This is a genomic window from Allobosea sp. P2_A10 (genome assembly GCF_056405115.1).
Window position 1 is genome coordinate 296,002 of the sequence record NZ_JBFUCS010000002.1, and the last position, 22,305, is coordinate 318,306.

Genomic DNA, 22,305 nt, shown 5'->3' on the forward strand with positions numbered 1-22,305 from the left:
CCACTGCAATCCGGATGCGCCAACATGCCTGACAATACCGCCCAGAAGACTTCGCCTTCCTATCGACTGGCGGCGCTCGACTCCGACTTCCTGCTCGGCGATTCGACACGAGGCGCCCGCTTCATGCTCGAATACCAGAAGGCCGAGGACAGCCTGCGCGCCCATGGCGTCGCCTCGACCATCGTCGTCTTCGGCTCGGCGCGGCTGCACGAGGGCGCACCCTGGTACGAGGCGGCAAGAACGTTCGCGCGCATCGCCTCGCAGCGCGGCGGCGCGCTTGCCGAAGGTCACAGCGGCCGCGACAACGTCATCGCGACGGGCGGCGGGCCGGGCATCATGGAGGCGGCCAATCGCGGCGCCACCGAAGCCGGATCGCTCTCGATCGGCTTCAACATCACCCTGCCGCACGAACAGGACCCCAACGCCTGGTCGACGCCGGCGCTGACCTTCCGTTTCCACTATTTCGCGATGCGAAAGATGCATCTGGCGATGCGTGCAGCGGCGCTCGTCGCCTTCCCCGGCGGCTTCGGCACGCTCGACGAGCTGTTCGAGATCGTCACTCTGAAACAGACCGGCAAGATGCCGCCGGTTCCCGTGGTGCTCTATGACAGCGCCTTCTGGAAAGGCCTGCTCAACCTCGAAACCCTGGCGAAGGCAGGCTTTATCCGGCGCGAGGATCTCGACCTCTTCTGCTATGCCGACACGCCTGAAGAGGCCTTCGAGCGGATCATGTTGCCTGTGTCGCCAAACCCGCCTCCGGGCGCGAAGGGCCAGGCCCAGACATGAAAAAGGCCGGCATCGCTGCCGGCCTTTTTCAATTCATAGCGGAAAGCTCAGCCTCAGGCGGCCTTGGGCTCGGCGGCGGCGAGCGCGGCCTTGACCGTCTCGACCACGGCGGCGAAGGCCGACGCATCGTCGATCGCCATCGCCGACAGCGTCTTGCGGTCGAGCTCGATGCCGGCCTTGTGCAGGCCGTTGATGAAGGCGGAATAGACGAGGCCATGCTCGCGCACCGCGCCGTTGAGGCGCTGGATCCAGAGCGCACGGAACGAGCGCTTCCGGTTCTTGCGGTCGCGATAGGCGTACTGCATCGAGCGATCGACGGCAGCCTTGGCGGCGCGGATCGTATTCTTGCGGCGGCCATAGAAACCCTTGGCGGCCTTGAGTGTCTTCTTGTGCTTGGCGTGGGCCGTTACGCCCCGTTTCACGCGAGCCATGTGATGATCTCCGGAATGTTAGGTGGCGTCAGCCGTTGGGGAGGAAATATTTCTTCACGTTGGCCGCATCGCCCTCGAAGAGGACGTTGGTGCCGCGGTGATTGCGGAGCTGCTTGTTGGTCCGCTTGATCATCCCGTGACGCTTGCCGGCCTGGGCGTAGAGCACCTTGCCGGTTCCGGTGATTTTGAAGCGCTTCTTGGCGCTCGACTTCGTCTTGATCTTGGGCATTTCGGCTCCTCATAGGTCGCGAGCGCGCAAACGGCGCCGCTTCATGTTTTGCTTGTTCAAGAATGGTTCTTGGGGAAGCAAAGATCGACCGCCACGGCAGCCCTTATCAGCCGGGCGATCGAAGGACGCGCGTATGCCAGAAAAGCCGGGGGGTGGCAAGCGCTCCGATGCCGGTTCGATGGCGACGCAACCAGCCCGAGTGACGTCGTCGCCCTGCTATGAAACAATATGTGACGGGGGAGACAGTCCATGAATCAAACCGGCATTCTGGCTAGCATCGCAGCGATCCACGTGCTCGCGATCGCGAGTCCGGGTCCGACATTTGCGGTCGTCATGAGCTACGCGGTGAGAGGGGATCGCCGCGCCGGTCTGCTGCTGACCGTCGGCGTCGTGCTGGCGACCCTGACCTGGGCGTTCGCGGCCGCAGCCGGAATCGGCACGTTGCTGGCGAGCTTTCCTGTCGCCTATCGCGGCCTGCAACTCGCAGGCGCAGCCTATCTGGTCTATCTCGGCGCCAAATTGCTGGTCTCGACCTTCCGCAACAAGCAGGCCGCAGCCGCCCACCCCGTGTCCGAGCCGGTTTCGGGCGCGGAAGCTGTTCGGGCGGGGTTCATCACCAACATCACCAATCCCAAGGTGGTAGCGTACTATGCGAGCCTGTTCGGCGTGATGATTCCGGCCGGTGCGCCGGCCTGGTTGTTCTGGGCGGCTGTGGCCGTCGTCGTCGCGGTCTCGGCGGCCTGGTGGATCGCAGTGACGCTGTTCTTCACAGTCCCGGCTGTCAGCAGAGCCTATCTGCGCGCCAAATCAGGATTGGACGTGGTCATGGCCGTGGTCTTGATTGGGCTCGGTCTGCGGCTGGCCGTCTTCGGGTGAACCCGCGAGATCACAACGCTTCAAGCCCGGAGATGCCCATGACCCCTTGCATCATCACCGTCGCCATGACCGGCTCGCTGCCGACCAAGCGCGACAATCCCGCCGTGCCGATCTCGATTTCCGAGCAGGTCGAGTCGACGCAGGCCGCCTTCGAGGCCGGCGCGACGCTGGCACATTGCCATGTCCGCAGCGACGAGGGCACGCCGACCTCCGATCCCGAGCGCTTCGGCCGGCTGCTGGAGGGGCTGCGCCAGCATTGCCCGGGCATGATCGTGCAGCTTTCGACCGGCGGCCGTTCCGGCGCGGGCCGGGAGCGCGGCGGCATGCTGAGCCTGAAACCCGACATGGCTTCGCTCTCGACCGGCTCATGCAATTTCCCGACGCGGATCTACGAGAACAGCCCCGATCTCGTCGACTGGCTGGCCGCCGAGATGAAGGCCCATGGCGTCAAGCCGGAGATCGAGGCGTTCGACCTGTCGATGATCTTCAAGGCGGCGGAGATGGGGGTCGCCGGCGCGATCGAGGGGCCGCTGCATGTCCAGTTCGTCATGGGCGTGAAGAACGCCATGCCGGTCGACCGCCCGACTTTCGAGTTCTATATCGCGACGCTGAAGCGCCTTGCGCCGGATGCGACCTGGACCGGAGCCGGCATCGGGCGCGACCAGATCACGCTCAACCGCTGGTCGCTCGAACTGGGCGGTCATTGCCGCACGGGGCTTGAGGACAATGTCCGGCTCGACCGCCACACGCTCGCCCCCTCAAACGCGGCGCTGGTGCAGCGCGTCGTCGATCTCTGCCCGGAATATGGCCGCAGGCCGGCGACAGTCGCCGAGGCGCGGGCGCTTCTGGGGCTGGCGGTGGCCTAAGTTCTACTCGGCGGCACGCATCGGAGCGGGCGCGGCTTCGCTTTCCAGCCTGGCGCCGAACCGGTCGACATCGAGCACCATCAGCATGCCGGCCGGCGCTCCGCGCGCGTCGCGCATCGCCACGACGCCTAGCGCCGGCACATCGGCCTTGGCGGTGAACTCGCGCAGCGACTGCAGCTCGGTTTCGGCGACCTCCGGAATCTGGCCGAGCGCATCGACGACGAGCCCGAGCGTGCGGCCGGCGGCGCGCACGATAACGATCTGCTGACCTTGAGCCGATGCGTCGGGAATGCCGAGCAGTCGCGCCAGACGCAGCACGGGCACGGGCTGCCCCTCATACAGCTTGTAGCCCGCGAGCAGCCCGTCGCCGGCCTGCTTCGCCGAGGGCTTGAGGCCTTCGAGATCGACCGCCTCGACGACGTCGCGCGCTTTGACCCCGAGCCAGTGCCGGCCGATATGGAAGCTCGCGACCTCGAAGGCCGCGACGCCTTCGGCAGCCTTGCGCGCGGCGCTCTCGCTGCCGGGAGCGGGCTTGGCCGCCGTTCCAGAAGCGATCTCGCCGAGCGGCACGACGCAGAGCGCGACCACGTCGGAGCGGTGCCCATCGCTAGTCTTGTATTCGCGATAGCCCCTCGACAGCGCCGCGCCGATGGCGACATGCTTGCCCTCGAAGCCGCGGATATCGGTAAGGTCGCCGTCGGCGGCGAGCGCCTGCGGGCTGATCGCGATCGGGCTTGGCGCGCCGATCGCGAAACGCGCATCGCTCGACGAGACGATGCGGCCGTCGCTTCCGAAGATCAGCGTGAAGGCGCCGGGCAGCGCCGCGCCGGTTTCGTCGGCGGGCAGTGAATCGGCCAGGATCGCGGCGAATTGCGGCGTCGAATCGAAGACGATGGCGATGCCGCCGAGAGGCTTGCCACCGCCCGGCGATTGGACGGCCGCCGTATAGACCAGCGTCGAGGCGTCGGCGTAAAGCGAAGTCGGCTCGAATTGCGAGACCGCGTAGTGCTGGCCCGAGCGCAGCGCGAGCGTGCGCGAAACCCATTCGGCGTCGAGCGGCGTTCCGACGAGATGGCCGGCATCGGCTTGCGACACCGCGACGACGCGACCGTCGGCGTCGAACAGGATCAGGTTGCTGTAGACCGTGTAGAGCGAGTTGATCGTCGCGAGGATTTCGCCGCAAAGGCGCGCGCCCTCCCGGCTCGGCTCGGCGAGCACGCGGGCGAAGGTCGCGTTCAGCGCCCACCAGCGGCAGTCATTGGCGCGCTCGTAGAGATTGCGGTCCATGACATCGATGGCGAAGGCGGCGCGCGAGCGGCATTTTTCCATGATCGCGGCCACCACCGTGCGATGCAGATCGCCGATCGAGGCGTCGAACACGGCCTGCGTCTTGCGGCCGGCGCTGGAAATCTCCCAGAGCAGGATTTTCGAGAAGGCGGCGTTGGCGGCGGTCGAGCCCGCCTGCCGGATCGAGCCGTTCCAGACCGAGCGGTTGAGATCGCGCTGGATCAGAGCCGCCTGCCGCGAGACGCCGCGCAGATCCTCCGAGAACAGGCCGGACTGGCCGGTCACCGCCGCCAGCAACCCGTCGTCGATGCGCTGGCCGAGCTTGCGATCGCCAGCGGTGAAGGCGGCCTCGAGCGGCAACAGCCCAAGGCCGATCCAGCCCGGACCTATATAGCCCTGATAGCCGGAACTCCGGCAGGAGACCGCGAGATATTGCCGGCCACCGAGCTTGATCACCGGGTCGCTGCCCTGCATCGCCGTTTGCGACAGGGTCAGCCCTGCCGGCAACTGGAAGGTGCAGGAGCCAGCGATGATCCGGCCGTCGGGCGTGGCGCAGCCCAGGATCGTCCAGTCATCCTCAGGCAGGAGCTTGCGGAAGATGCCGGCCATCTCGTCGGCGAGCCGGAAGACCAGTACGAGCACGCCGAGCGGACGCTTGCCCGCATCCTCGACCCGCCAGGCATAGACCAGCGACTGGTCTCCGGAGAGGAAGTCGACCGGACCGTAGTGCTCGACATAGGCGCCGCTCGAATTCAGCGCCTCGTCGATCAGGGGATGGCGCGCCTCCGTCGCCTGATGCGGCGACAGGCGGGCGCGAATGGCGCCCTCGCGATCGACCAGCACGATGTCGGAATAGACCGAGTATTTCGCGACGTAGTCGCGGAAGCGCGCCTCGATGGCCTTGCGCGCGCCGGGCGTCGGCGACGCCTCCTCCAGCATCTCGCGAATGTCGGTGTCGGCGGCGAGGAAGCCGATATCGGCGGTGCGCTCGAAGAGATTGCGGACGAGCACGTCGATGGCGTTCTGCGCCTTGGTGCGCAGATCGGTCGCGACCTTGTCGCGCGTCTCCATGGCGAGATGGTTGAGCAGGCTGCCGGTCAACTCCTCGAAGGCGGCGCGCGTGCCCGACATCTCGGTGGCGTTGCCGGAGAGCTGGCCGAGCAGGGTCAGCGTGTCCCAGGAGCCCTGAAGCCGGTCGAAGACCTGACGATAATCGTCGATCGCATGCATGTGGCGGATCAGCCCCGCCAGCGACGGATCGATCGCGATACCCTTGTGGAGCGTCTGCAAGGCGGTGGTTCTCTCGGATCGGGTCGTCTGGCACTGAGGCTGCGGCTGACGGACAGGCCCCTGTCGGCGCAACGGTTCCGACATGAACCAAATCATCAGATTCAATGATTCGCATCTGGTTCTCCCGATGCGGGCGCTGAAATTTGCGGCAATCGCGCGCGACGGCGCCAGAGTTTCCGCAGATCTCCGGCTGTGCAGGCCGGTGGCAGACGCAGATCATGAGGCAACGCAGCAGCCATGATCGCGATGAAACAAATGAATCTTATTGTCAGTTTTGTAATTTCTGTTTCATCGCCTCTCGATCCCTGCTATCGCCGGCCATGGACCAGGAAACGCTCGTCGCGACGCTGGATGCGGAACTCGACCATCTGCCCGGTCAGTTGCGCGCGGTCGCACGCTGGGTGCTCGACCATCCGGCCGATGTCGCGCTGCTGACGACGCGCGAGCAGGCGCGCCGCGCCGGGCTTGCGCCGGCGACCTTCACGCGACTGGCGCAGCGGCTCGGGCTTCCAGGCTATGATGCGTTGCGCACGGCCTATGCCGCCTCGCTGCGCCAGCGACCCGACGGCTTCGCCGGCCGCGCGACCGAATTGCTGGAACGTCATGGCGACGAGGGCGACAGCGCCATCGCGCAGGATATGTTCGCGGCGCTGGCGCAGCATATGCGGGCCTTGCGCGAGCCGGATTCGATTGCGCGCCTCGAACACGCGGCGGGACATCTGGCAGCGGCGGGGTGCGTGTTCTGCTTCGGGCTGCGCTCGGCCTTTCCCGCCGCCTATATGCTCGATTTCGTGCGGGCGATGATCGGCGCCGACAGCGTTCTCGCCGACGGCGCGGGCGGGCGCGGCGTCGACGGGTTGCGGCGGATCGGCCCGGGCGATGCACTCTTCGTCGTCTCCGTCGCGCCCTATACGCGGCTCACCGTGCAGGCGGCGGCGTTCGCCAAAAGCCGGGGCGCGACCATCATCGCCCTGACCGACAGCCTCTACTCGCCGCTGGCCGCGCTCGCCGACGAGACGGTCGTGGTGCGCACGGAGACGCCCTCCTTCTTCCACACGATGACGCCGGCCTTCGCCGCAGTCGAATGCCTGGCTGCCTTGATGACGGCGCGGCGCGGCAAGCCGGCGCTCGACGCCATCGCCGCCGCCGAGACGCAGCTCGACGCCTTCTCGACCTATGAGACGCCCCGGCGCACCAAAAGGAGACCGCTATGAGCCAGCTTCTGCATCGCAGCCTCACGGGCTCCTATCCGACGGCCGTCGGCGGCCATGGCGTCAACCTGGTCGACGCGGACGGCAGGAGCTATATCGACGCCAGCGGCGGCGCCGCGGTGTCCTGCCTCGGCCATGGCCATCCCGATATACTGGCCGCGATGCGCGCCCAGATCGACAAGCTGGCCTATGCCCATACCAGCTTCTTCACGTCGCAGCCGGCGGAGGAACTCGCCGAGCACCTGATCGCGCGTGCGCCGAAGGGCCTGAGCAGCGTCTTCATCTGCAGCAGCGGCTCTGAGGCGATCGAGGCCTGCCTGAAGCTGGCGCGGCATTACTTCGTCGAGACCGGCGCGACCAGGCGCACCAACTTCATCTCGCGCCGGCAGAGCTATCACGGCATCACGGTCGGGGCGCTCTCGGTCGGCGGGCGGATGAAGGACCGCGCGCCGTTCAAGGAGATGCTGCTCCACGGTCATCACATCTCGCCCTGCCATGCCTATCGCGGCCTGGAAGACGGCGAGACGGCGGAAGCCTACGGCCTGCGCATGGCCGACGAGCTGGAGGCCAAGATCCTCGAACTCGGGCCTGAGACCGTCGCCGCCTTCGTCGCCGAGACGGTCGTGGGCGCAACGCTTGGCGCTTCGACGGCCACGCCGGGCTATTTCAGGCGCATCCGCGAGATCTGCGACCGCCATGGCGTGCTGCTGATCCTCGACGAGGTGATGTGCGGCATGGGCCGCACCGGAACCTTGCATGCCTGCGAGCAGGAGGGCATCGCGCCTGATCTGATGGCGATCGCCAAGGGGCTGGGCGCGGGCTATGCGCCGATCGGGGCGATGCTGGTCTCCGGGCGGATCGTCGAGGCCGTCCGACGCGGCTCCGGCGCTTTCCCGCACAGCCAGACCTATAACGGCCATCCGCTCGCCTGCGCCACCGCGCTTGCCGTCCAGCAGGTGATCGAGCGCGACGGCCTGCTCGCCAATGTTCGCCAGCAGGGCGGCCATCTCCAACGCCGGCTGAAGGAGCGCTTCGGCAACCACCACCATGTCGGCGACGTCCGCGGCCGCGGCCATTTCTGGGGCATCGAACTCGTGGCGGACCGGGCCTCGAAGACGCCGTTCGACGCCGGCCTCAAGCTCAACGCCCGCATCAAGCAGGCGGCGATGGCGCGCGGGCTCCTGGTCTATCCGATGGGCGGATCCGCCGACGGGACCTCCGGCGACCATGTCCTGCTGGCCCCGCCCTTCATCGCCGATGCGGCGGTGATGGACACCATCGTCGAACGGCTCGGAGAGGCCGTCGACGCCGCGATCGCGGACGCGATTTGACGACTATCGATACCGACTTCCAAACCTCCGTCGTCGTCCCGGACAAGCGGCGAAGCCGCGCAGACCCGGGATGACGGCAAGGTTTGAATGAGACGAACGACCGACGATCAAAAACGCCAAACCAAAACAGGGGAATAGAATGACCACCTCGAAGACCATGCTGACTGCGGCCCTCGGCCTTGCCGCCGCTTTGACCGCAAGCTCCGCCATCGCCCAGACGACCACGCTCGAACGCGTCAAGGCGCGCGGCGAACTGATCTGCGGCAACCACATCGCCCTGCCGGGCTTCGGCCTGCAGGGCCCCGACGGGCGCTGGGACGGGCTCGACATCGACCTCTGCCGCGCCGTGGCGGCGGCCATCTTCAACGACCCCAACAAGGTCAAGTTCGTGCCGACGACGCCGCAGATGCGCTTCGTCGTGGTGCAGGCCGGCGAGGTCGACATGCTCGCCCGCAACGCCACCTACACGATGTCGCGCGACACCACGGCCGGCATGTCCTGGCCGATCATCAACTATTTCGACGGCCAGGGCTTCATGGTGAAGAAGGCGCTCGGCGTCACCGAGGCCAAGGGCCTGAACGGCGCTTCGATCTGCGTCACGCAGGGCACCACGACCGAGCTCAATCTCGCGGACTTCTTCCGCGCCAACAAACTCAAATACGAAGTCATCGGGTTCTCGACCAATGAAGAAGGCGTCAAGGCGCTGGAGGCCGGACGCTGCGACGCCTTCACCACCGATTCCTCTGGGCTCGCCGCCGAGCGCCTGAAGTTCGCAAAGCCCGATGATTTCGTCATCCTGCCGACGCTGATCTCGCGCGAGCCGCTTGGACCGGCCGTCAAGCGCGGCGACGAGAGCTGGTTTGCGCTGGTGAAATGGGTGCACTACGCGATGCTCAACGCCGAGGAATTCGGCGTCACCAAGGCTAATGTCGATGAGATGCTGAAGTCCGCGAACCCGGAGATCAGGCGCCTGCTCGGTGTCGAGCAGAAGTTTGGCGAGGGTCTCGGCCTGACCACCGACTGGGCCTACCGGATCGTCAAGCATGTCGGCAATTACGGCGAGAGCTTCGAGCGCAATGTCGGCATGGGCTCGCGCCTGCAGCTCAAGCGCGGCCTGAACGAACTGGCCTCGAAGGGCGGGCTGCAATATCCGCATCCGATCAGGTGAGGGCGTTGCAGGGGGCAATGTTGCTCTGAACCACGCGCGTCATCCTGGGCGACCGAAGGTCGTCCCGGGATCCATCATAGAGGGCCGTCGAGCCTTACGATGGATTCCGGATCTGCGCCGCTGCGCGGCTTGTCCAGGATGACGGCGCGGGGGGAGCCAGCGGCTTCTCCTATTTCCCGCGATAGACCAGCGGGAACTGCTCGGGCTTCATGGCCTTGCCGTCGCAGGCTTCCTTCTCGCGATATTCGATGAGGACGAACTCCCCGGCCTCGTTGACGCGGTGGCGCTCATAGACGCCGCAATCGCCGGAGCTGCGGCCGAGCGCAATGCCGGTGACGGTGCGTGCCTTGGCATCCCATGTCGCCGTCATCAACTCGTTGGGCTCGCTGGTGCGCTTCCTGCCAGGCGGGCCCTTGAAGGCGAGGAAGCTGAGATTGGTCGCAGGCTCCGGCAGGTAGACCAGCGCAAACACCGAATTAGCCTGGATGTTGAAGCGCTGGCAGGGGATTTCCCAGATCGCCGATTCCTCCGACATCTGGAAGCCGGTGATGCCGATCTTAAGCATCTCCGGGTCGCAGCCGAATTTGCTCTTCACGGTCGCGCCCAGCGAACGGGGCACCTGAGCAGGCCTGACCTGATAGCGGGTGAAGATGCCCGAGGGTTCGTTGGCGGGCGGCGGTGCAGCCGCCGTCTGGCAGCCCGCACCGCCCTTGACCGTGACGCGCGCAGGCTGCTTGCCGGACATGCTCAGGGTCAGCGTGCCGCTCTCGATCTCGACAGCCTCACCCTCGATCTCCCCGAGCTTGAGTTCGAGAACCGCGAAGGCGTCTGGTTCGCCCAACTTGTACAGCTGATAGGGATAGAGCCCGTAACCGCTGCCTTTGCCACCGATGGCGACGCGGGTCATCGTCAGGACCTTGTCGCCGACCTTGATGCGCGCCGGCTGGCGGGCGTTGCTCGGGCCGGTCAGCGCCTCCGCGAAGATGATCGCGTATTTGTCCTTGTCGGGATCGCGATTGGCCTGCCAGAGCGCGACCGAACAGCCCTTCGAGCGGCCGGCCTCGCCCTTCTCGAAGAGCTTCAGATCGATCTTGCCGTCATCGGGCTTGGGCTGCGCTGCCGCCAAAGATGGCAGGATCGAAGCCAGCGCCAAGGCGGCCACACCTCGGCCGATGCGATGCCAGTCCATGAAACGTCCCTCGCCCGGCCAAGCCTCGTTTCAGGGCTCGCGTTCCGAATCCTGCCAGCCTAGCCAAAGGCCCGGCGACGGGAAATGAAAATGATGACGCAGGGTCACACGCCTTCCATCCGGCGCAGCGCCTCGAAATGCTTTTCGGACTGGTAGACCAGCACCTGGCGCCATTCGCGCGCGGTCGCGTCGATTTCCTGCTGCGGGATCAGCTTCAGCGGCTTGCCGGTCGACATCGCCAGCACCTGCTGCTTGCAGGCGCGCTCCAGGAAATAGAGATCATCGAAGGCGACCGCGACGGAAGGGCCGCCGATGGTGACGCCGTGATGGGCGAGGAAGACGATGTCGGCGCCGCCATCGGCCTTGCCCTTGCTCGCCGCGACGATCGCCTCGCCCTCGTTCTCGTCCAGCGCCAGTCCGCCGAAGTGGTCGACATAGAGCGTGCGGCCATGGAAACGGCAGGCGGTCTGATGCGCCATCTCCAGCCTGCCGCCCTCGACCATGGTCAGCGCGGTGGCATAGGGCATGTGGACATGCAGCACCGCGACATGGCCCGGATTGGCCTTGTGGGCGGCGACATGGATGTTGCGCGCGGTCGCCTCGACCTCGCCCTCCCCTTCCAGCACCTGCCCCTTGTCGTCGATCAGGAGTAGATCAGAGGGCTTCATCTCGGCCCAGTGCACGCCGTAGGGATTGATCAGATAGCGCGGCTTGCCGTCCGCGCCGTCGGGCAGCGCGACCGAGAAATGGTTGCAGATACCCTCGTTGAGCTCGAACTTCGCGGCGAGGCGCAAGGCAGCGGCAAGGTCGCGGCGCTGATGGGTGATGCTGGGCTGGGACATGGGCGGTCCTTCGGTCGAACGATCATCTGGGCAGGGTCGCGGGGCGAAAGAACGCGCCGTCATTCCGGGCGCGACGGAGACCCGGAATGACGGCGCGTTTCAAAAGCCAATCGACCTGTTGCGGCATCGAAGCATCGCGAGCCCGGACATGACAAGGCCCGGCGCTGGGGCCGGGCCTGATCGAAATCACATGACGGAGACAGTACCGCTTATCTGGGCGCGAGAACCATGACCATCTGGCGGCCTTCGAGTTGCCAGTCGCTCTCGACCTTGGCGACATCGACGAGATCGACCTTGACGCGTTCGAGCACCTTCACGCCGAGATCCTGGTGGGCCATCTCGCGGCCGCGGAAGCGCAGCGTCACCTTGACCTTGTCGCCTTCCTCGAAGAAGCCGTGCATGGCCTTCATCTTCACTTCGTAGTCGTGCTTGTCGATGCCCGGCCGGAGCTTGATCTCCTTGATCTCGATGGTGCGCTGCTTCTTGCGCGCCTCGGCGGCCTTCTTCTGCTCGAGAAAGCGGAAGCGGCCATAGTCGAGAATCTTGCAGACCGGCGGTTCGGAATTGGGGGAGATCTCGACGAGATCGAGACCAGCATCCTCGGCAATCTTCAACGCCTCGAAGAACGAGACCACGCCACGGTTGGCGCCGGTATCGTCGATGAGCTGGACATCGCGGACGCCGCGAATGTCGCGGTTGGAACGCGGGCCGTCTTTGGTCGGGGTCGGGGCAGCACGGAAAGGACGACGAATGGGGGTGTTCTCCTGTATCAGGCGCAAGCGGCGCCGCTGAGCAGACACATTGCACAAAGCCGCGCGATGTCAATGTGGGAGGCGGTCGATGATGCAGCAATAGGCAGTCTTCGCCCGTATTCGCGGTTAATCCCGCATCTATCCGCCGAGCAGCGCGCAATAGACGTCGAGTGTCTCGGCGACCATCGTCTCCAGCGAGAAATGCCGCTCGACATGGAGTCGCGCCCGCAGCGCCAGACCGTCGCGGGCCGAGGGACGCAGGGCCAGCGCCTCCTTCAGGCTGTCGGCCAGCGCGGCGGCGTCGCCGGGCGGCACGCGCCAGCCGGTGCGCTCGCCGGGCGTCACCTGCGGCGGGGCGAGCACCGTCTCGGGGACAGCGCCGAGATTGGAGACGACCACCGGCGCGCCCATGGCCTGCGCCTCGACGGCGACACGTCCGAAAGCCTCCGGTTCCGTCGACGGCACGGCGACGACGGAAGCCGAGAGCAGCGCGGCCGGCATATCCGTGCAATGACCGACACGTTTGACGCGGGCTTCCAGTCCCGCCGCCGCGATCGCCTGGTCGAGTTCCCTGACATAGCCGTCTCGCCCCTGCGGATCACCCGCGAGGACGAAAGCGGTCTCGCTATCTCCGCCGTCGCGCAGGATGCGCGCCGCCTCGATCAGGACGCGCTGGCCCTTCCAGCCGGTGAGACGGCCCGGCAGCAGCACGATGCGCTGGTGCGGCTCGACGCCCCAGGCGGCGCGCAGGGCCTGCACGCGCTCGGGACCGACGGCAGCCGGCGCGAAGGCCGAGAAATTGGTGCCGCGGTGGACGACGCGGATACGCTCGCGAGCGAAGGGGTGCTTGGCCAGGATCAGCTCGGCCGTATAGCCGGAATTGGCGATGACGACGTCGCCGCGCGCCATCACCGAGTTGTAGAGCGTCTTGACGCCGGAGCGGCCGGCATAGGAGCCGTGATAGGTCGTGACGAAAGGCAGCTTCAGCCGGCGCGCCGCGGCCAGCGCGACCCAGGCCGGGGCGCGCGAGCGGGCGTGAATGAGTTCGACGCCCTCATGGCGGCAGAGCAGCACCAGCCGGCGCACGTTCAGCGCCATGGCGAGCGGGTTCTTGGTCGCAGCCGGGAACGGCAGCCAGACGCCGCCTTTGGCCTGGAGTTCGGCGACGAGCCGGCCGCCCTCCGTCGCCACCAGAGCGCGCGCGCCGACATCCGTCAGGCCCTTGGCGATGTCGACGGCCGTCCGCTCCGCGCCGCCGGCATCGAGATCGGGAATGATCTGCAGGATGGTACGGCCGCTGAGCGGATGGGTCTCGGTCGAGGGCAAAGACAGATGCGCGCCGGGCTGAAAGGACATGCTCACCGTTTTCAGAGAACTCTTTTGGCCGGGGACGATAGTATCATCATGTGCATGGCGTCGTCGCAGTCTCTATTGAGCGTCAAAGCCGATTCGTCACAGGAGTTTTGAAGTGGAGACAGCCGCGCCGCAATGGCTGGAGGTCGGTCGGGGCGACCGGACACGGCGTCTCGCCTTCGTCGACGAGGACGGCAAGGGAGCCCCGGTCGTCTGGCTCGGCGGCTTTCGCTCCGACATGCGCGCGACCAAGGCCCAGGCGCTGGCCGACTGGGCCAAAGCCAATGACCGCGCCTTTCTGCGCTTCGACTATGCCGGCCACGGCGAATCCGCCGACCCGGCCAATCCCGCCCGCGATTTCGCGCGCTGGACGCTGTCGGACTGGATCGAGGATGCGCTTGCGGTCATCCGCGCCCGGTGCAGGCAGCCGCCGGTTCTTGTCGGCTCCTCGATGGGCGGCTGGATTGCGCTGCTTGTCGCACGCAAGCTGCTCGGTACGGCGCTCGCGCCGGCGGGTCTGGTGCTGATCGCGCCGGCCGTCGATTTTTCCGAGGAACTGATGTGGGCCCAGATGCCCGAGGCGATCCGCCAGACCATCCTGCGCGATGGCGTCTGGCTCCGGCCGTCGGAATACTCGCCCGAGCCTACGCCGATCACGCGCGCGCTGATCGAGGATGGGCGCAGGCACCTGATGTTCGGAGCTGAGATCAGGACAGGCTGCCCCGTCCATATCCTGCAGGGCATGGCCGACCCAGACGTGCCGTGGCGGCAAGCGGTCAAGCTCGTCGAACATCTGACGGAAGACCCCGTCCTGCTGACGCTGATCAAGGACGGCGACCACCGTCTCTCGACGCCGGCCGACATCAGCAGGCTTCAGGCCGCGGTCGCCGGCGTGACGACCGCCCTCTGAACCGGCGTCAGTCGACGCCGAGGACCAGCGTCAGTGGACGCTGACCATCCTGAGATCGTGCTCCCAGGCGTTGGCGGTCGCGGCGTCGCGCGAGTCGGTCACCAGGATAGGTGCGCCATCGGCCGAGAGCAGCGCGAAGAGCTTCAAGCCGGGCTGGATCTCCGGAGCCTGCGGGAATATCCGCACCAGCTCCTCTGATGTCATCGACTTGAGATAGGCGACTTCCCCGGTGCCAAGCGCCGCGAATTCCGCAGCGGTCAGGGGATTCATCTGGATCATGGTCCTGTCGGTCATCGCGCCCTCCTTCAGAGCAGTGCGAGTAGCGGTCTCTAAGTTACGCCTGCAATTATGAACGGATGCAAAAACCGCGCTGCACCGTTCCAGGCCTGGATTTCAGTCTGCTCAATCGCGGCTGACGATATCGATACGCCTGATCAGGCGTTCAGGTTCCGGCCTGATCAGATCGATGGCGAGCAGGCCGTTGGATAGATCCGCCCCCATCACCTGCATGCCTTCGGCCAGCAGGAAGCTGCGCTGGAACTGGCGCGCAGCGATGCCGCGATGGAGGAATTGCCGGCTCTTGTCGTCGCTCTGCCGGCCCCGGATGGTCAGCTGGTTTTCTTCCAGCGTGATCTCCAGCTGATCGCGGGCGAAACCGGCCACCGCCAGCGTGATCCTGAGCCGGTCGGGCTCTTCGTCGCTGCGCGCCATCCGCTCGATGTTGTAGGGCGGATAGCCTTCGCTGGCGCCTTTGGTGACCCGGTCCAGCGCCCGCTCGATATCGTCGAAACCGAGCAGGAACGGGTGGGACAAACTTGGGGTACGCGTCATTCCGACATCCTCGCCGAAGCCCTCGAAAGGCGCCTCTGCTTGACCGGAACCCGCCTGTGGCAGCGCCCCGCACGCGAAAGGCGAACCCTTCCGCATCGACAGGATATGGCGAGCCGCTTTGGCCGGTTCAAGGGCATTGCCGGGCGCCGGCGACCCGGCGGCGATGATCGATCTTGCAGTGGAGGGAGCGATGCGGGGTCGTCCGGATGGTACAGCCACCCCGGCTTGAACGGGGGACCTCTAGATCCACAATCTAGCGCTCTAACCAACTGAGCTATGGCTGCCCGGCTTCCCGGCGCGCGGCGATCGAACGGGCGATCTCCAGCGGCGCGGAACCTAGTTCCGACGGCTTGCGAATGCAACCGTGGAATTCAGGCGCGCCGGAGGAAAGCCGGCACGCCCGTCATTCGGTCGTTTCAGCCCTTTTTCAGGGAGGCGCTGGCCAGCCTGGCCAGTTCCTTGAGATGGGCGGCATAGGATTCGTAGCCGCGGCGCACAGCCTTGGCTTGCAGGGCGACCGCATCGGCCGCGCTGTCGGTGCGCGCGAGCGTCTCCGCCTCGCCCATCGTCGCCTTCAGCTCGGCGCAGGCGTGGTCGAGCATCTGGGCCTGGATCGCGCCAAAGGCGCGCGCCATGGCGAGCGTCTGCGACAGCATTGTCGTGGCGGTGATACTGGCGAATTCCGGGGGCTTCGGCATCATCGCGACCAGCGACGCCACCGGAACGGGCGCGGCCTTCACGGCGGCCTTGGCGACCTCCACCGTTTTCGCCACGACCTTCTCGGCCGTCTCCACGCTCTTGCTGGCGACCGCGACACTGGCTGCCGCGACGGGCTTCGCGACCTCGGCGAGCTTGGGAGCGACGACGGGCGGAGCGATGCTGGTCACCACTGGCGCCTTGGCGGCGGCCTTGGCAGCGGCGGGCGCTTTCTCGACACGCGCCTTGGGCGGCGGCACGCGTTTGGCGGACGGCTTGGCCAGCTTTGCCGCAGCTTTTGACGTCTTCGCTGCGATCGCAGGTTTAGAAGCCTCGATCTTGGCGGCTTCGATCTTGGGCGCTTCGATCTTGGCAGGCGAGGCCTTGGCCGGCGCGATCGCCGGCGCGGCGGCCTTCGGCTCTACCGGCTTCACCGCAGCGAGCGTCGCAGGCTCCGCCTTCGGAGCCGCCGCCGGGGCGGGGGTCACGGGCTTGGGCGCCTCAGGCGGTTTTGCAGCCGCGACGACGACCGGCTTGGTATCAGCTGGCTTGGTCTCAACCGGCTTAGTCTCAATAGGCTTTGCGACGACCACGGGCGACGCCGTGGCGGTGGCAGCCATCGGCGCGGGGTTCGAGAGCGCCTTGACCGGCGCCAGGCTGATCGGCGCCTTGGCTTTCGTCTTGGTCGGGGCAGGCTTGACCATCACGATCCTCCTTCAACGGTGAAACGGCGCGCGCCGGGCTCGTGCGCCCGGCCGCCTGATCTTCGCATATCGGCGCAAGCGGGCGCGTCTCAGCGCCCGCAGCGGCAGCTCATTTCAGCTTCGTCGCCTTGGCGACGGTCTCGGCGGCCTTGGTCGCGACGTCCTGCGCCACGGAGCCCATCTCCTTGAGCTGAGTCTGGAGCGAGGCCATCTGCGCCTTCATGAACTCGGACTGGTGCTGCATGATCTCGGTCAGGTCCTTGGACTTCACCAGCTTCTGGGCCAGCTCGAAGGCGGCGGCGACGTTGGTCTCGGCATAGGTCATGGCCTTGCGGGTCACGTCCTGCGTGTTGACGCGGGCCGACTCGGCCGAGCCATGGGCGGTATCGACGGCCTTCTGGGCCGCTCCGATGAAGCCGTCGAAAGCCTTGCGGGCCTGTTCGACGCTCTTCTCGGCGAATTCGCGCATCTCGGTCGGCACTTCGTAGGGCATCTTGCCGTTCATCGGGGCATCCTCCTGTTGCAATGACTCATGAGCATAGGCGGTCATTGTGCAGTGCAATATCATTGCTGCGTTGCAATGACAACGGCGGATCGCACAGCCGTCACCCATGTTAACGCTGTTTTGATGAGAAGCGGGAGAGCCGACCCCGATTCCATGGATTTGCAATCGTTTGGGCGCTATTAAAGATTTGTTAGCCATACGGGCGCGGACCAAACGAGCGGGCGGGCATGAGCGAAGCCGGACAGGACTGGGCGGCGTTGGGCGCTGCGGCGATGAAGGAGGCGGGCAACGCATCCTTCACGACGGGCGGCGCGCTGCTGCTCTGGGATCGCGCCACAGAGCGCCCCGGATTTGCCGATGCCGGCGCGCGCGCCCTGCTTGGGGCAGACGCGGTCTCGGCCACCTTCCCCGGCCAGACGCGCCTCAGGCTGAACCTGCTCGCGGACGGCCTCGCTCCCCGCGACGGCATCCGGATGGAGCGCCTGCGGCTGACGGCCGGCTTTGCCGCGACCCTGATCACCTGCGGCTGCAAATTGCTCACGCTGGACGGCGGCGCGCCCGTGCTGGCGCTGACGGTGCCCGCAGCGGAGTTGCGCCGGCTCGGCGTCACGCTTCCGGCGGCGGAAGCGACGGCCACAGTCCTTGAAACCGACGCCGGCGGCCTTGCCGAGGAAACGGTTGCGCCTGCGCCGGCCCCGGCTGATGCGCCCCCCGCTAAGCCCGCGCCGTCTTTGGCGACGCCCGGGCCGCGGGCTCCCGTGCCTGCCGCGCCGCGCCGCGCCATCGTGCGCTTTCTCTGGACCAGCGACGCGTCCGGCAAGCTGACCAGCGTCTCGCCGGACTTCGCGGAACTGGCAGGGCCAAAAGCAGCCGCAGCCCTGCCCGGCAGCGACTGGACCGGACTGATCGGCCACCAACTGATCGACCGCGACGGCGGACTGGCGGAGCGTCTCGCTTCGGTCTCGACCTGGAGCGGCCATCGCGTGCTCTGGCGGACCGAAGCGCCAGGCGAAGGCGCGCGCGTCGAGCTTTCGGGCGTGCCGGTGCTGGACGCCGCCCGGCAGTTCTCGGGCTTTCGCGGCTTCGGCCTCGCACGCCTGACCGAACGCGAAACCTTTCCCGAGGTCGAGGCGACGACAGAAATCGGGGCGGCGACAGAATCCGCGCCGGACTCGCAGCCCGACGCAATCGAGGCCGAGGAGCTGCCCGAGCCGGTCGAAGCCACGGCCGGGATCGAAGCGCGGCACGATGAAGCGCTGCACGATATCGCCGCTGTGTTCGAGCCCGAGAACGCTGTCGTCCATCAGGATGAAGAGACGAACGAGACCGAAGCGAGCGTCGCGGTCTTTGACGACGCCGCCTCGGCCGAGGTCGATGAGGACGCCGAGCCTGTCGACGCCGGTGAAGCCGAAGAGGTCGGAGCCGTCGACGACGATGCTCCCGAAATCGTCGCAACGCACAACATGGCCGACAACGACGCGACAGCTCTCGTCACCGAAGCGTCGTTGCCCGAGCCGGCTGCTCCCGAGCCGAGCCTGCCAAATCCGCCTGCGGCTGCGCCCGAGCGCGAGACGCCGGTTCCCGGCGCCAACATCGTGCCGCTGCGCAACGGTCACCTCACCGCCGTCAGGCCGATGCTGGAGCCGTCCAAGCCCAATCTCAGTTCGGCCGAGCGCAACGCCTTCCGCGAGATCGCCAAGGCGCTGGGCGCGCGCATCGCCGGCGAGGACGATATCGGCCCGCGCCTTCCGCCCGTCGCGCCGCTCAAGCTGAAAGAGCTGGACGGGACGCAGGACGCGGCCGCGGCCGCGGCCGTGCCGAAGTCCGCGACCCCGCCCGCCATTACCACCGTAGAGCCGGCCGCCGAGGCGCAGGCTACGGGCGAAGCCGCGCGCCCGCGCCTGCCGAACTCCCATGCCGACGTGCTCGACCGGCTGCCGATCGCGGTGCTCGTCAACCGGGGCGACGTGCCGCTCTATGCCAACCGGACCCTGCTCGACCTGCTCGACTATGCCGATCTCGACGACCTCGCAGCCGGCGGCAGCGTCAGCCGGCTGATCAAGGGCGCGGCGCGCACCGATGGCGGCGCGATGATCCTGATCGACCGGCGCAATCATCTGGTCAGCGTCGATGCGGTGCTTTCCAGCGTGTCCTGGCTCGGCGAGCCGGCGACGCTGATGGCCTTCCGCCATCCCGATGGCGGCGGCGAGGTCAAGGTTTTGACTCCCCAGGAAGCGGAAGACGCGGAACTCGCAGCCGAGTTCGAGGCCGAGGACGCTGAAAGCGGCGCCCGCGTCGAGGCGCTGCGGCTCGACGTCGATGCGCGCGAGGCTCGAATCAGCGAGTTGGTGGCGATGCTCGACACCGCGACCGACGGCGTCGTCACGGTCGACGAGCGCGGCCGGATCCTGTCGATGAACAAGACCGCCGAGGCGCTGTTCGGCTACGACCAGCGCGAGGTCACCGGCGAATTGTTCACGCTGATGTTCTCGGCCGAGAGCCATGCGCCGGCGCTGGACTATCTCGAAGGACTCAAGGGCGGCGGCGTCGCCTCGGTGATGAACGACGGCCGCGAGATCGTCGGCCGCGTTCGCCAGGGCGGCAAGATCCCACTGTTCATGACCATGGGCCAGATCGCCGAGGGAACGGAGCGCCGCTTCTGCGCGGTGCTGCGCGACATCACCGCCTGGAAGAAGACCGAGGGCGAACTGGTCGAGGCGCGCAAGGCGGCCGAGCGGGCGAGCGCGCAGAAATCCGACGTGCTCGCCAAGATCAGCCACGAGATCAGGACGCCGCTCAACGCCATCATCGGCTTTGCCGAGGTGATGGCCGAGGAACGCTTCGGGCCGATCGCCAACGAGCGCTACAAGGAATATCTGCGCGATATCCATCAGTCGGGCGGCTACGTCATCAGCCTCGTCAACGACCTGCTCGACCTCGCCAAGATCGAGGCCGGCAAGCTCGACCTCGACTTCATCAGCGTGAACCTGAACGAGATCGCGCTCTCGACGGTGGCGCTGCTGCAGCCGGAGGCCAATCGCGGGCGCGTCGTGCTGCGCTCGGGCCTCTCGCCGAAGCTGCCGCCGGTCGTCGCCGACCAGCGCTCGATCAAGCAGATCGTGATCAATCTGCTCTCCAACGCGGTGAAATTCACCGATGCGGGCGGGCAGGTCATCGTCTCGACGGCGCTCGGCGACCAGGGCGAGGCGATCCTGCGCGTCCGCGATACCGGCATCGGCATGGACGACCACGAGATCGCGCTGGCGCTGGAGCCCTTCCGGCAGGTGCCGACGACGCGCCGCAAGGGCGGCACGGGCTTAGGGTTGCCGCTGACCAAGGCGCTGGTCGAGGCCAACCGCGCCGCGATGACGATCACCAGCGTCAAGAAGGAAGGCACGCTGATCGAGATCACCTTCCCGCCGCAGCGCGTGCTGGCGGGCTGAGGCGCGGCCTGGTTTTCGAGTGCTGCGTTCCCGCACCGACTACCATCATTCCGGACAAGCGGCGAAGCCGCGCCGATCCGGAATCCATCGTCGAGCGCTGTCGTGCCTTACGATGGATTCCGGGTCTCCGCTTCGCTGCGCCCGGAATGACGGCGTGTTTCCGAACCGGAACGCCAGACGTCACCTCACAGCAGCGTCCCGCTCAGCACCACCGCCGCGACGCCGAAATAGATCACCAGACCGGTGACATCGACAAGCGTCGCCACAAAGGGCGCCGACGCGCTGGCCGGGTCGAAGCCCAGCCGCTTCAGCACGAAGGGCAGCATCGAGCCCATCAGCGAGCCGAAGGTGACGATGCCGACGAGCGCGCCCCCGACGGTCGCGGCGATCAGGGCCCAGTGCTGGCCGTAATCGTAGATGCCGAGCTTCTGCCAGAGCACGATGCGCGCGACGCCGATTACGCCGAGGATCGCGCCGAGCGTAAGGCCGGTCGGCAGTTCGCGCAGGGCGATGCGCCACCAGTCCTTCAGGCTGATCTCGCGCAGCGCCAGCGCCCGGATGATCAGCGAGGTCGCCTGCGAGCCCGAATTGCCGCCAGAACTCATGATCAGCGGGATGAACAGTGTCAGCACGATCGCCTTCTCCAGCTCGTCCTGGAAATACTGCATGGCGGAAGCCGTGAACATCTCGCCGATCAGCAGGATCGAGAGCCATCCGGCGCGTTTCCTGATCATCTTGAGGAAGCCGATCTCCCGATAGGGTTCGTCCAGCGCTTCCATGCCGCCGAGCTTCTGGACGTCCTCCGTCGTCTCCTCGATCATCGCGTCGATCACGTCGTCGACCGTGACGATGCCGATGACATGGTCGGCCGCGTCGACCACGGGCACCGCGAGCAGATTGTATTTCGAGATCAGCCGGGCGACATCCTCGCGGTCGGTCGCAGGCGTGACGCGGATCGGCTTGCGCGCGGGCACGACCGAAGCGACGGGCGCCGCTGGATCGCCGCTGATCAGCCGGCGCAAGGTCACGGCGCAGACCAGCGCGTTGGTCGCGGGATCGAGCACGTAGATCGCATAGACCGTCTCGCGCGAGCGCTCGACATGGCGGATGTGATCGAGCGTCTGCGCGACCGTCCAGCTTGCCGGCACGCTGACGAATTCGGTCGTCATGATCGAGCCGGCGCTGTGCTCGGGATAGGAGAGCAGCCGGGTCATCGCCGCGCGCGTTTCCTGATCGACCTGCGCCAGCAGCCGCGCCCGCAGCGGCTCGTTCAGCGCGCGGACGACATCGGCGACGCGGTCGGCCGACATGGCGCAGAGGAACGCCGCAGCACGCTGTTCCGGCAGGTGCGACAGCGCTTCGGCGGCGTCGGTCAGTTCGGGCTGGTCGAGCACCTCGACGGCACGCTCGAACGGCAGGGCGACGAGGACGGCGGCGATGGTCGCCGTGTCCTGATCGTTCAGCGTCTCGACGATGTCGGCGATGTGTTCCTGCGCCAGGGTGCAGGCCAGGGTCGTGGCTAGGAGATCGGGCGCGGCTGCACCGTCATGCGCGATGATATCGTTCATGGGCTCTTTCCTTGCGATCGGCCGTCGTCGGCCGGTC

20 protein-coding genes and 1 tRNA gene are annotated in these 22,305 nt (G+C 66.8%); 8 read left to right on the forward strand and 13 right to left on the reverse strand.

Annotated features, from left to right (window positions below; translation table 11 throughout):
• The first annotated feature begins 24 nt into the window (after positions 1 to 24).
• Positions 25 to 786, forward strand: a complete 762-nt coding sequence (locus AC1DZY_RS05520) for an LOG family protein (RefSeq protein ID WP_476819072.1) — start codon at positions 25 to 27, stop codon at positions 784 to 786.
• A 53-nt stretch (positions 787 to 839) separates the two neighbouring features.
• Here AC1DZY_RS05520 and rplT read toward each other — a convergent pair whose 3' ends face one another.
• Positions 840 to 1,217 (reverse strand): 50S ribosomal protein L20, encoded by a 378-nt coding sequence (gene rplT / locus AC1DZY_RS05525; protein WP_476819073.1) that lies wholly within the window; start codon positions 1,215 to 1,217, stop codon positions 840 to 842.
• A gap of 28 nt (positions 1,218 to 1,245) precedes the next feature.
• The gene (rpmI, locus tag AC1DZY_RS05530; protein ID WP_066609790.1) at positions 1,246 to 1,446 is read right to left on the reverse strand and encodes a 50S ribosomal protein L35; all 201 of its coding nucleotides are present in this window, start codon (positions 1,444 to 1,446) and stop codon (positions 1,246 to 1,248) included.
• Positions 1,447 to 1,695: 249 nt separating this feature from the next.
• Between rpmI and AC1DZY_RS05535 the strand changes: the two genes are divergently transcribed.
• Positions 1,696 to 2,322 carry a LysE family translocator gene (locus AC1DZY_RS05535; RefSeq protein ID WP_476819074.1) on the forward strand — a complete coding sequence of 209 codons (627 nt, stop codon included), beginning with the start codon at positions 1,696 to 1,698 and terminating at the stop codon, positions 2,320 to 2,322.
• A 38-nt stretch (positions 2,323 to 2,360) separates the two neighbouring features.
• Positions 2,361 to 3,188 (forward strand): 3-oxoadipate:acetyl-CoA acetyltransferase, encoded by an 828-nt coding sequence (locus AC1DZY_RS05540; protein WP_476819075.1) that lies wholly within the window; start codon positions 2,361 to 2,363, stop codon positions 3,186 to 3,188.
• A 3-nt stretch (positions 3,189 to 3,191) separates the two neighbouring features.
• Here AC1DZY_RS05540 and AC1DZY_RS05545 read toward each other — a convergent pair whose 3' ends face one another.
• On the reverse strand, positions 3,192 to 5,765 hold the full coding sequence (locus AC1DZY_RS05545) for a chemotaxis protein CheW (protein ID WP_476819076.1): 2,574 nt from the start codon (positions 5,763 to 5,765) through the stop codon (positions 3,192 to 3,194).
• 320 nt (positions 5,766 to 6,085) lie between these two features.
• Between AC1DZY_RS05545 and AC1DZY_RS05550 the strand changes: the two genes are divergently transcribed.
• The 3 genes from AC1DZY_RS05550 to AC1DZY_RS05560 all read left to right on the forward strand — a co-directional run bounded on the left by AC1DZY_RS05550 (position 6,086) and on the right by AC1DZY_RS05560 (position 9,475).
• The gene (locus tag AC1DZY_RS05550) at positions 6,086 to 6,979 is read left to right on the forward strand and encodes a MurR/RpiR family transcriptional regulator (RefSeq protein WP_476819077.1); all 894 of its coding nucleotides are present in this window, start codon (positions 6,086 to 6,088) and stop codon (positions 6,977 to 6,979) included.
• Positions 6,976 to 8,307 (forward strand): aspartate aminotransferase family protein, encoded by a 1,332-nt coding sequence (locus tag AC1DZY_RS05555; RefSeq protein WP_476819078.1) that lies wholly within the window; start codon positions 6,976 to 6,978, stop codon positions 8,305 to 8,307. The genes AC1DZY_RS05550 and AC1DZY_RS05555 overlap by 4 nt, the downstream gene beginning before the upstream one ends.
• A 139-nt stretch (positions 8,308 to 8,446) precedes the next feature.
• A complete protein-coding gene (locus AC1DZY_RS05560; protein ID WP_476819079.1) occupies positions 8,447 to 9,475 on the forward strand; it encodes an amino acid ABC transporter substrate-binding protein in 1,029 nt (342 codons plus the stop codon).
• Positions 9,476 to 9,644: 169 nt separating this feature from the next.
• On the opposite strand, the gene AC1DZY_RS05565 is transcribed toward AC1DZY_RS05560, so the two are convergent.
• From AC1DZY_RS05565 to AC1DZY_RS05580, 4 genes are all read right to left on the reverse strand, one after another.
• Positions 9,645 to 10,664, reverse strand: coding sequence for a DUF1176 domain-containing protein (locus AC1DZY_RS05565; RefSeq protein WP_476819080.1), 1,020 nt, complete (start codon positions 10,662 to 10,664; stop codon positions 9,645 to 9,647).
• Positions 10,665 to 10,768: 104 nt separating this feature from the next.
• Positions 10,769 to 11,506: an aldolase gene (locus AC1DZY_RS05570; RefSeq protein WP_476819081.1), complete on the reverse strand. Its 738-nt coding sequence runs from the start codon at positions 11,504 to 11,506 to the stop codon at positions 10,769 to 10,771.
• A gap of 209 nt (positions 11,507 to 11,715) precedes the next feature.
• Positions 11,716 to 12,258 (reverse strand): translation initiation factor IF-3, encoded by a 543-nt coding sequence (gene infC / locus AC1DZY_RS05575; protein ID WP_476819168.1) that lies wholly within the window; start codon positions 12,256 to 12,258, stop codon positions 11,716 to 11,718.
• A gap of 138 nt (positions 12,259 to 12,396) precedes the next feature.
• Entirely contained in the window at positions 12,397 to 13,614 is a 1,218-nt protein-coding gene (locus AC1DZY_RS05580; protein WP_476819082.1) for a glycosyltransferase family 4 protein, read from the reverse strand.
• 112 nt (positions 13,615 to 13,726) lie between these two features.
• Here AC1DZY_RS05580 and AC1DZY_RS05585 point away from each other — a divergent pair, with 112 nt between their 5' ends.
• Positions 13,727 to 14,521, forward strand: coding sequence for an alpha/beta hydrolase (locus AC1DZY_RS05585; protein WP_476819083.1), 795 nt, complete (start codon positions 13,727 to 13,729; stop codon positions 14,519 to 14,521).
• Positions 14,522 to 14,551: 30 nt separating this feature from the next.
• Here AC1DZY_RS05585 and AC1DZY_RS05590 read toward each other — a convergent pair whose 3' ends face one another.
• The 5 genes from AC1DZY_RS05590 to AC1DZY_RS05610 form a co-directional block, all read right to left on the reverse strand.
• Positions 14,552 to 14,815: a BQ00720 family protein gene (locus AC1DZY_RS05590; RefSeq protein WP_476819084.1), complete on the reverse strand. Its 264-nt coding sequence runs from the start codon at positions 14,813 to 14,815 to the stop codon at positions 14,552 to 14,554.
• Between the two features lie 108 nt (positions 14,816 to 14,923).
• Positions 14,924 to 15,352: an Hsp20 family protein gene (locus AC1DZY_RS05595; protein WP_476819085.1), complete on the reverse strand. Its 429-nt coding sequence runs from the start codon at positions 15,350 to 15,352 to the stop codon at positions 14,924 to 14,926.
• A gap of 207 nt (positions 15,353 to 15,559) precedes the next feature.
• Positions 15,560 to 15,636: transfer RNA gene (locus AC1DZY_RS05600), tRNA-His, on the reverse strand.
• A gap of 132 nt (positions 15,637 to 15,768) precedes the next feature.
• Positions 15,769 to 16,752, reverse strand: a complete 984-nt coding sequence (locus AC1DZY_RS05605; protein WP_476819086.1) for a phasin family protein — start codon at positions 16,750 to 16,752, stop codon at positions 15,769 to 15,771.
• A 109-nt stretch (positions 16,753 to 16,861) separates the two neighbouring features.
• The gene (locus tag AC1DZY_RS05610) at positions 16,862 to 17,257 is read right to left on the reverse strand and encodes a phasin (protein WP_476819087.1); all 396 of its coding nucleotides are present in this window, start codon (positions 17,255 to 17,257) and stop codon (positions 16,862 to 16,864) included.
• 227 nt (positions 17,258 to 17,484) lie between these two features.
• Here AC1DZY_RS05610 and AC1DZY_RS05615 point away from each other — a divergent pair, with 227 nt between their 5' ends.
• Entirely contained in the window at positions 17,485 to 20,700 is a 3,216-nt protein-coding gene (locus tag AC1DZY_RS05615) for a PAS domain-containing sensor histidine kinase (RefSeq protein ID WP_476819088.1), read from the forward strand.
• 185 nt (positions 20,701 to 20,885) lie between these two features.
• Here AC1DZY_RS05615 and mgtE read toward each other — a convergent pair whose 3' ends face one another.
• Entirely contained in the window at positions 20,886 to 22,268 is a 1,383-nt protein-coding gene (gene mgtE, locus AC1DZY_RS05620; RefSeq protein ID WP_476819089.1) for a magnesium transporter, read from the reverse strand.
• Positions 22,269 to 22,305 lie beyond the last annotated feature (37 nt).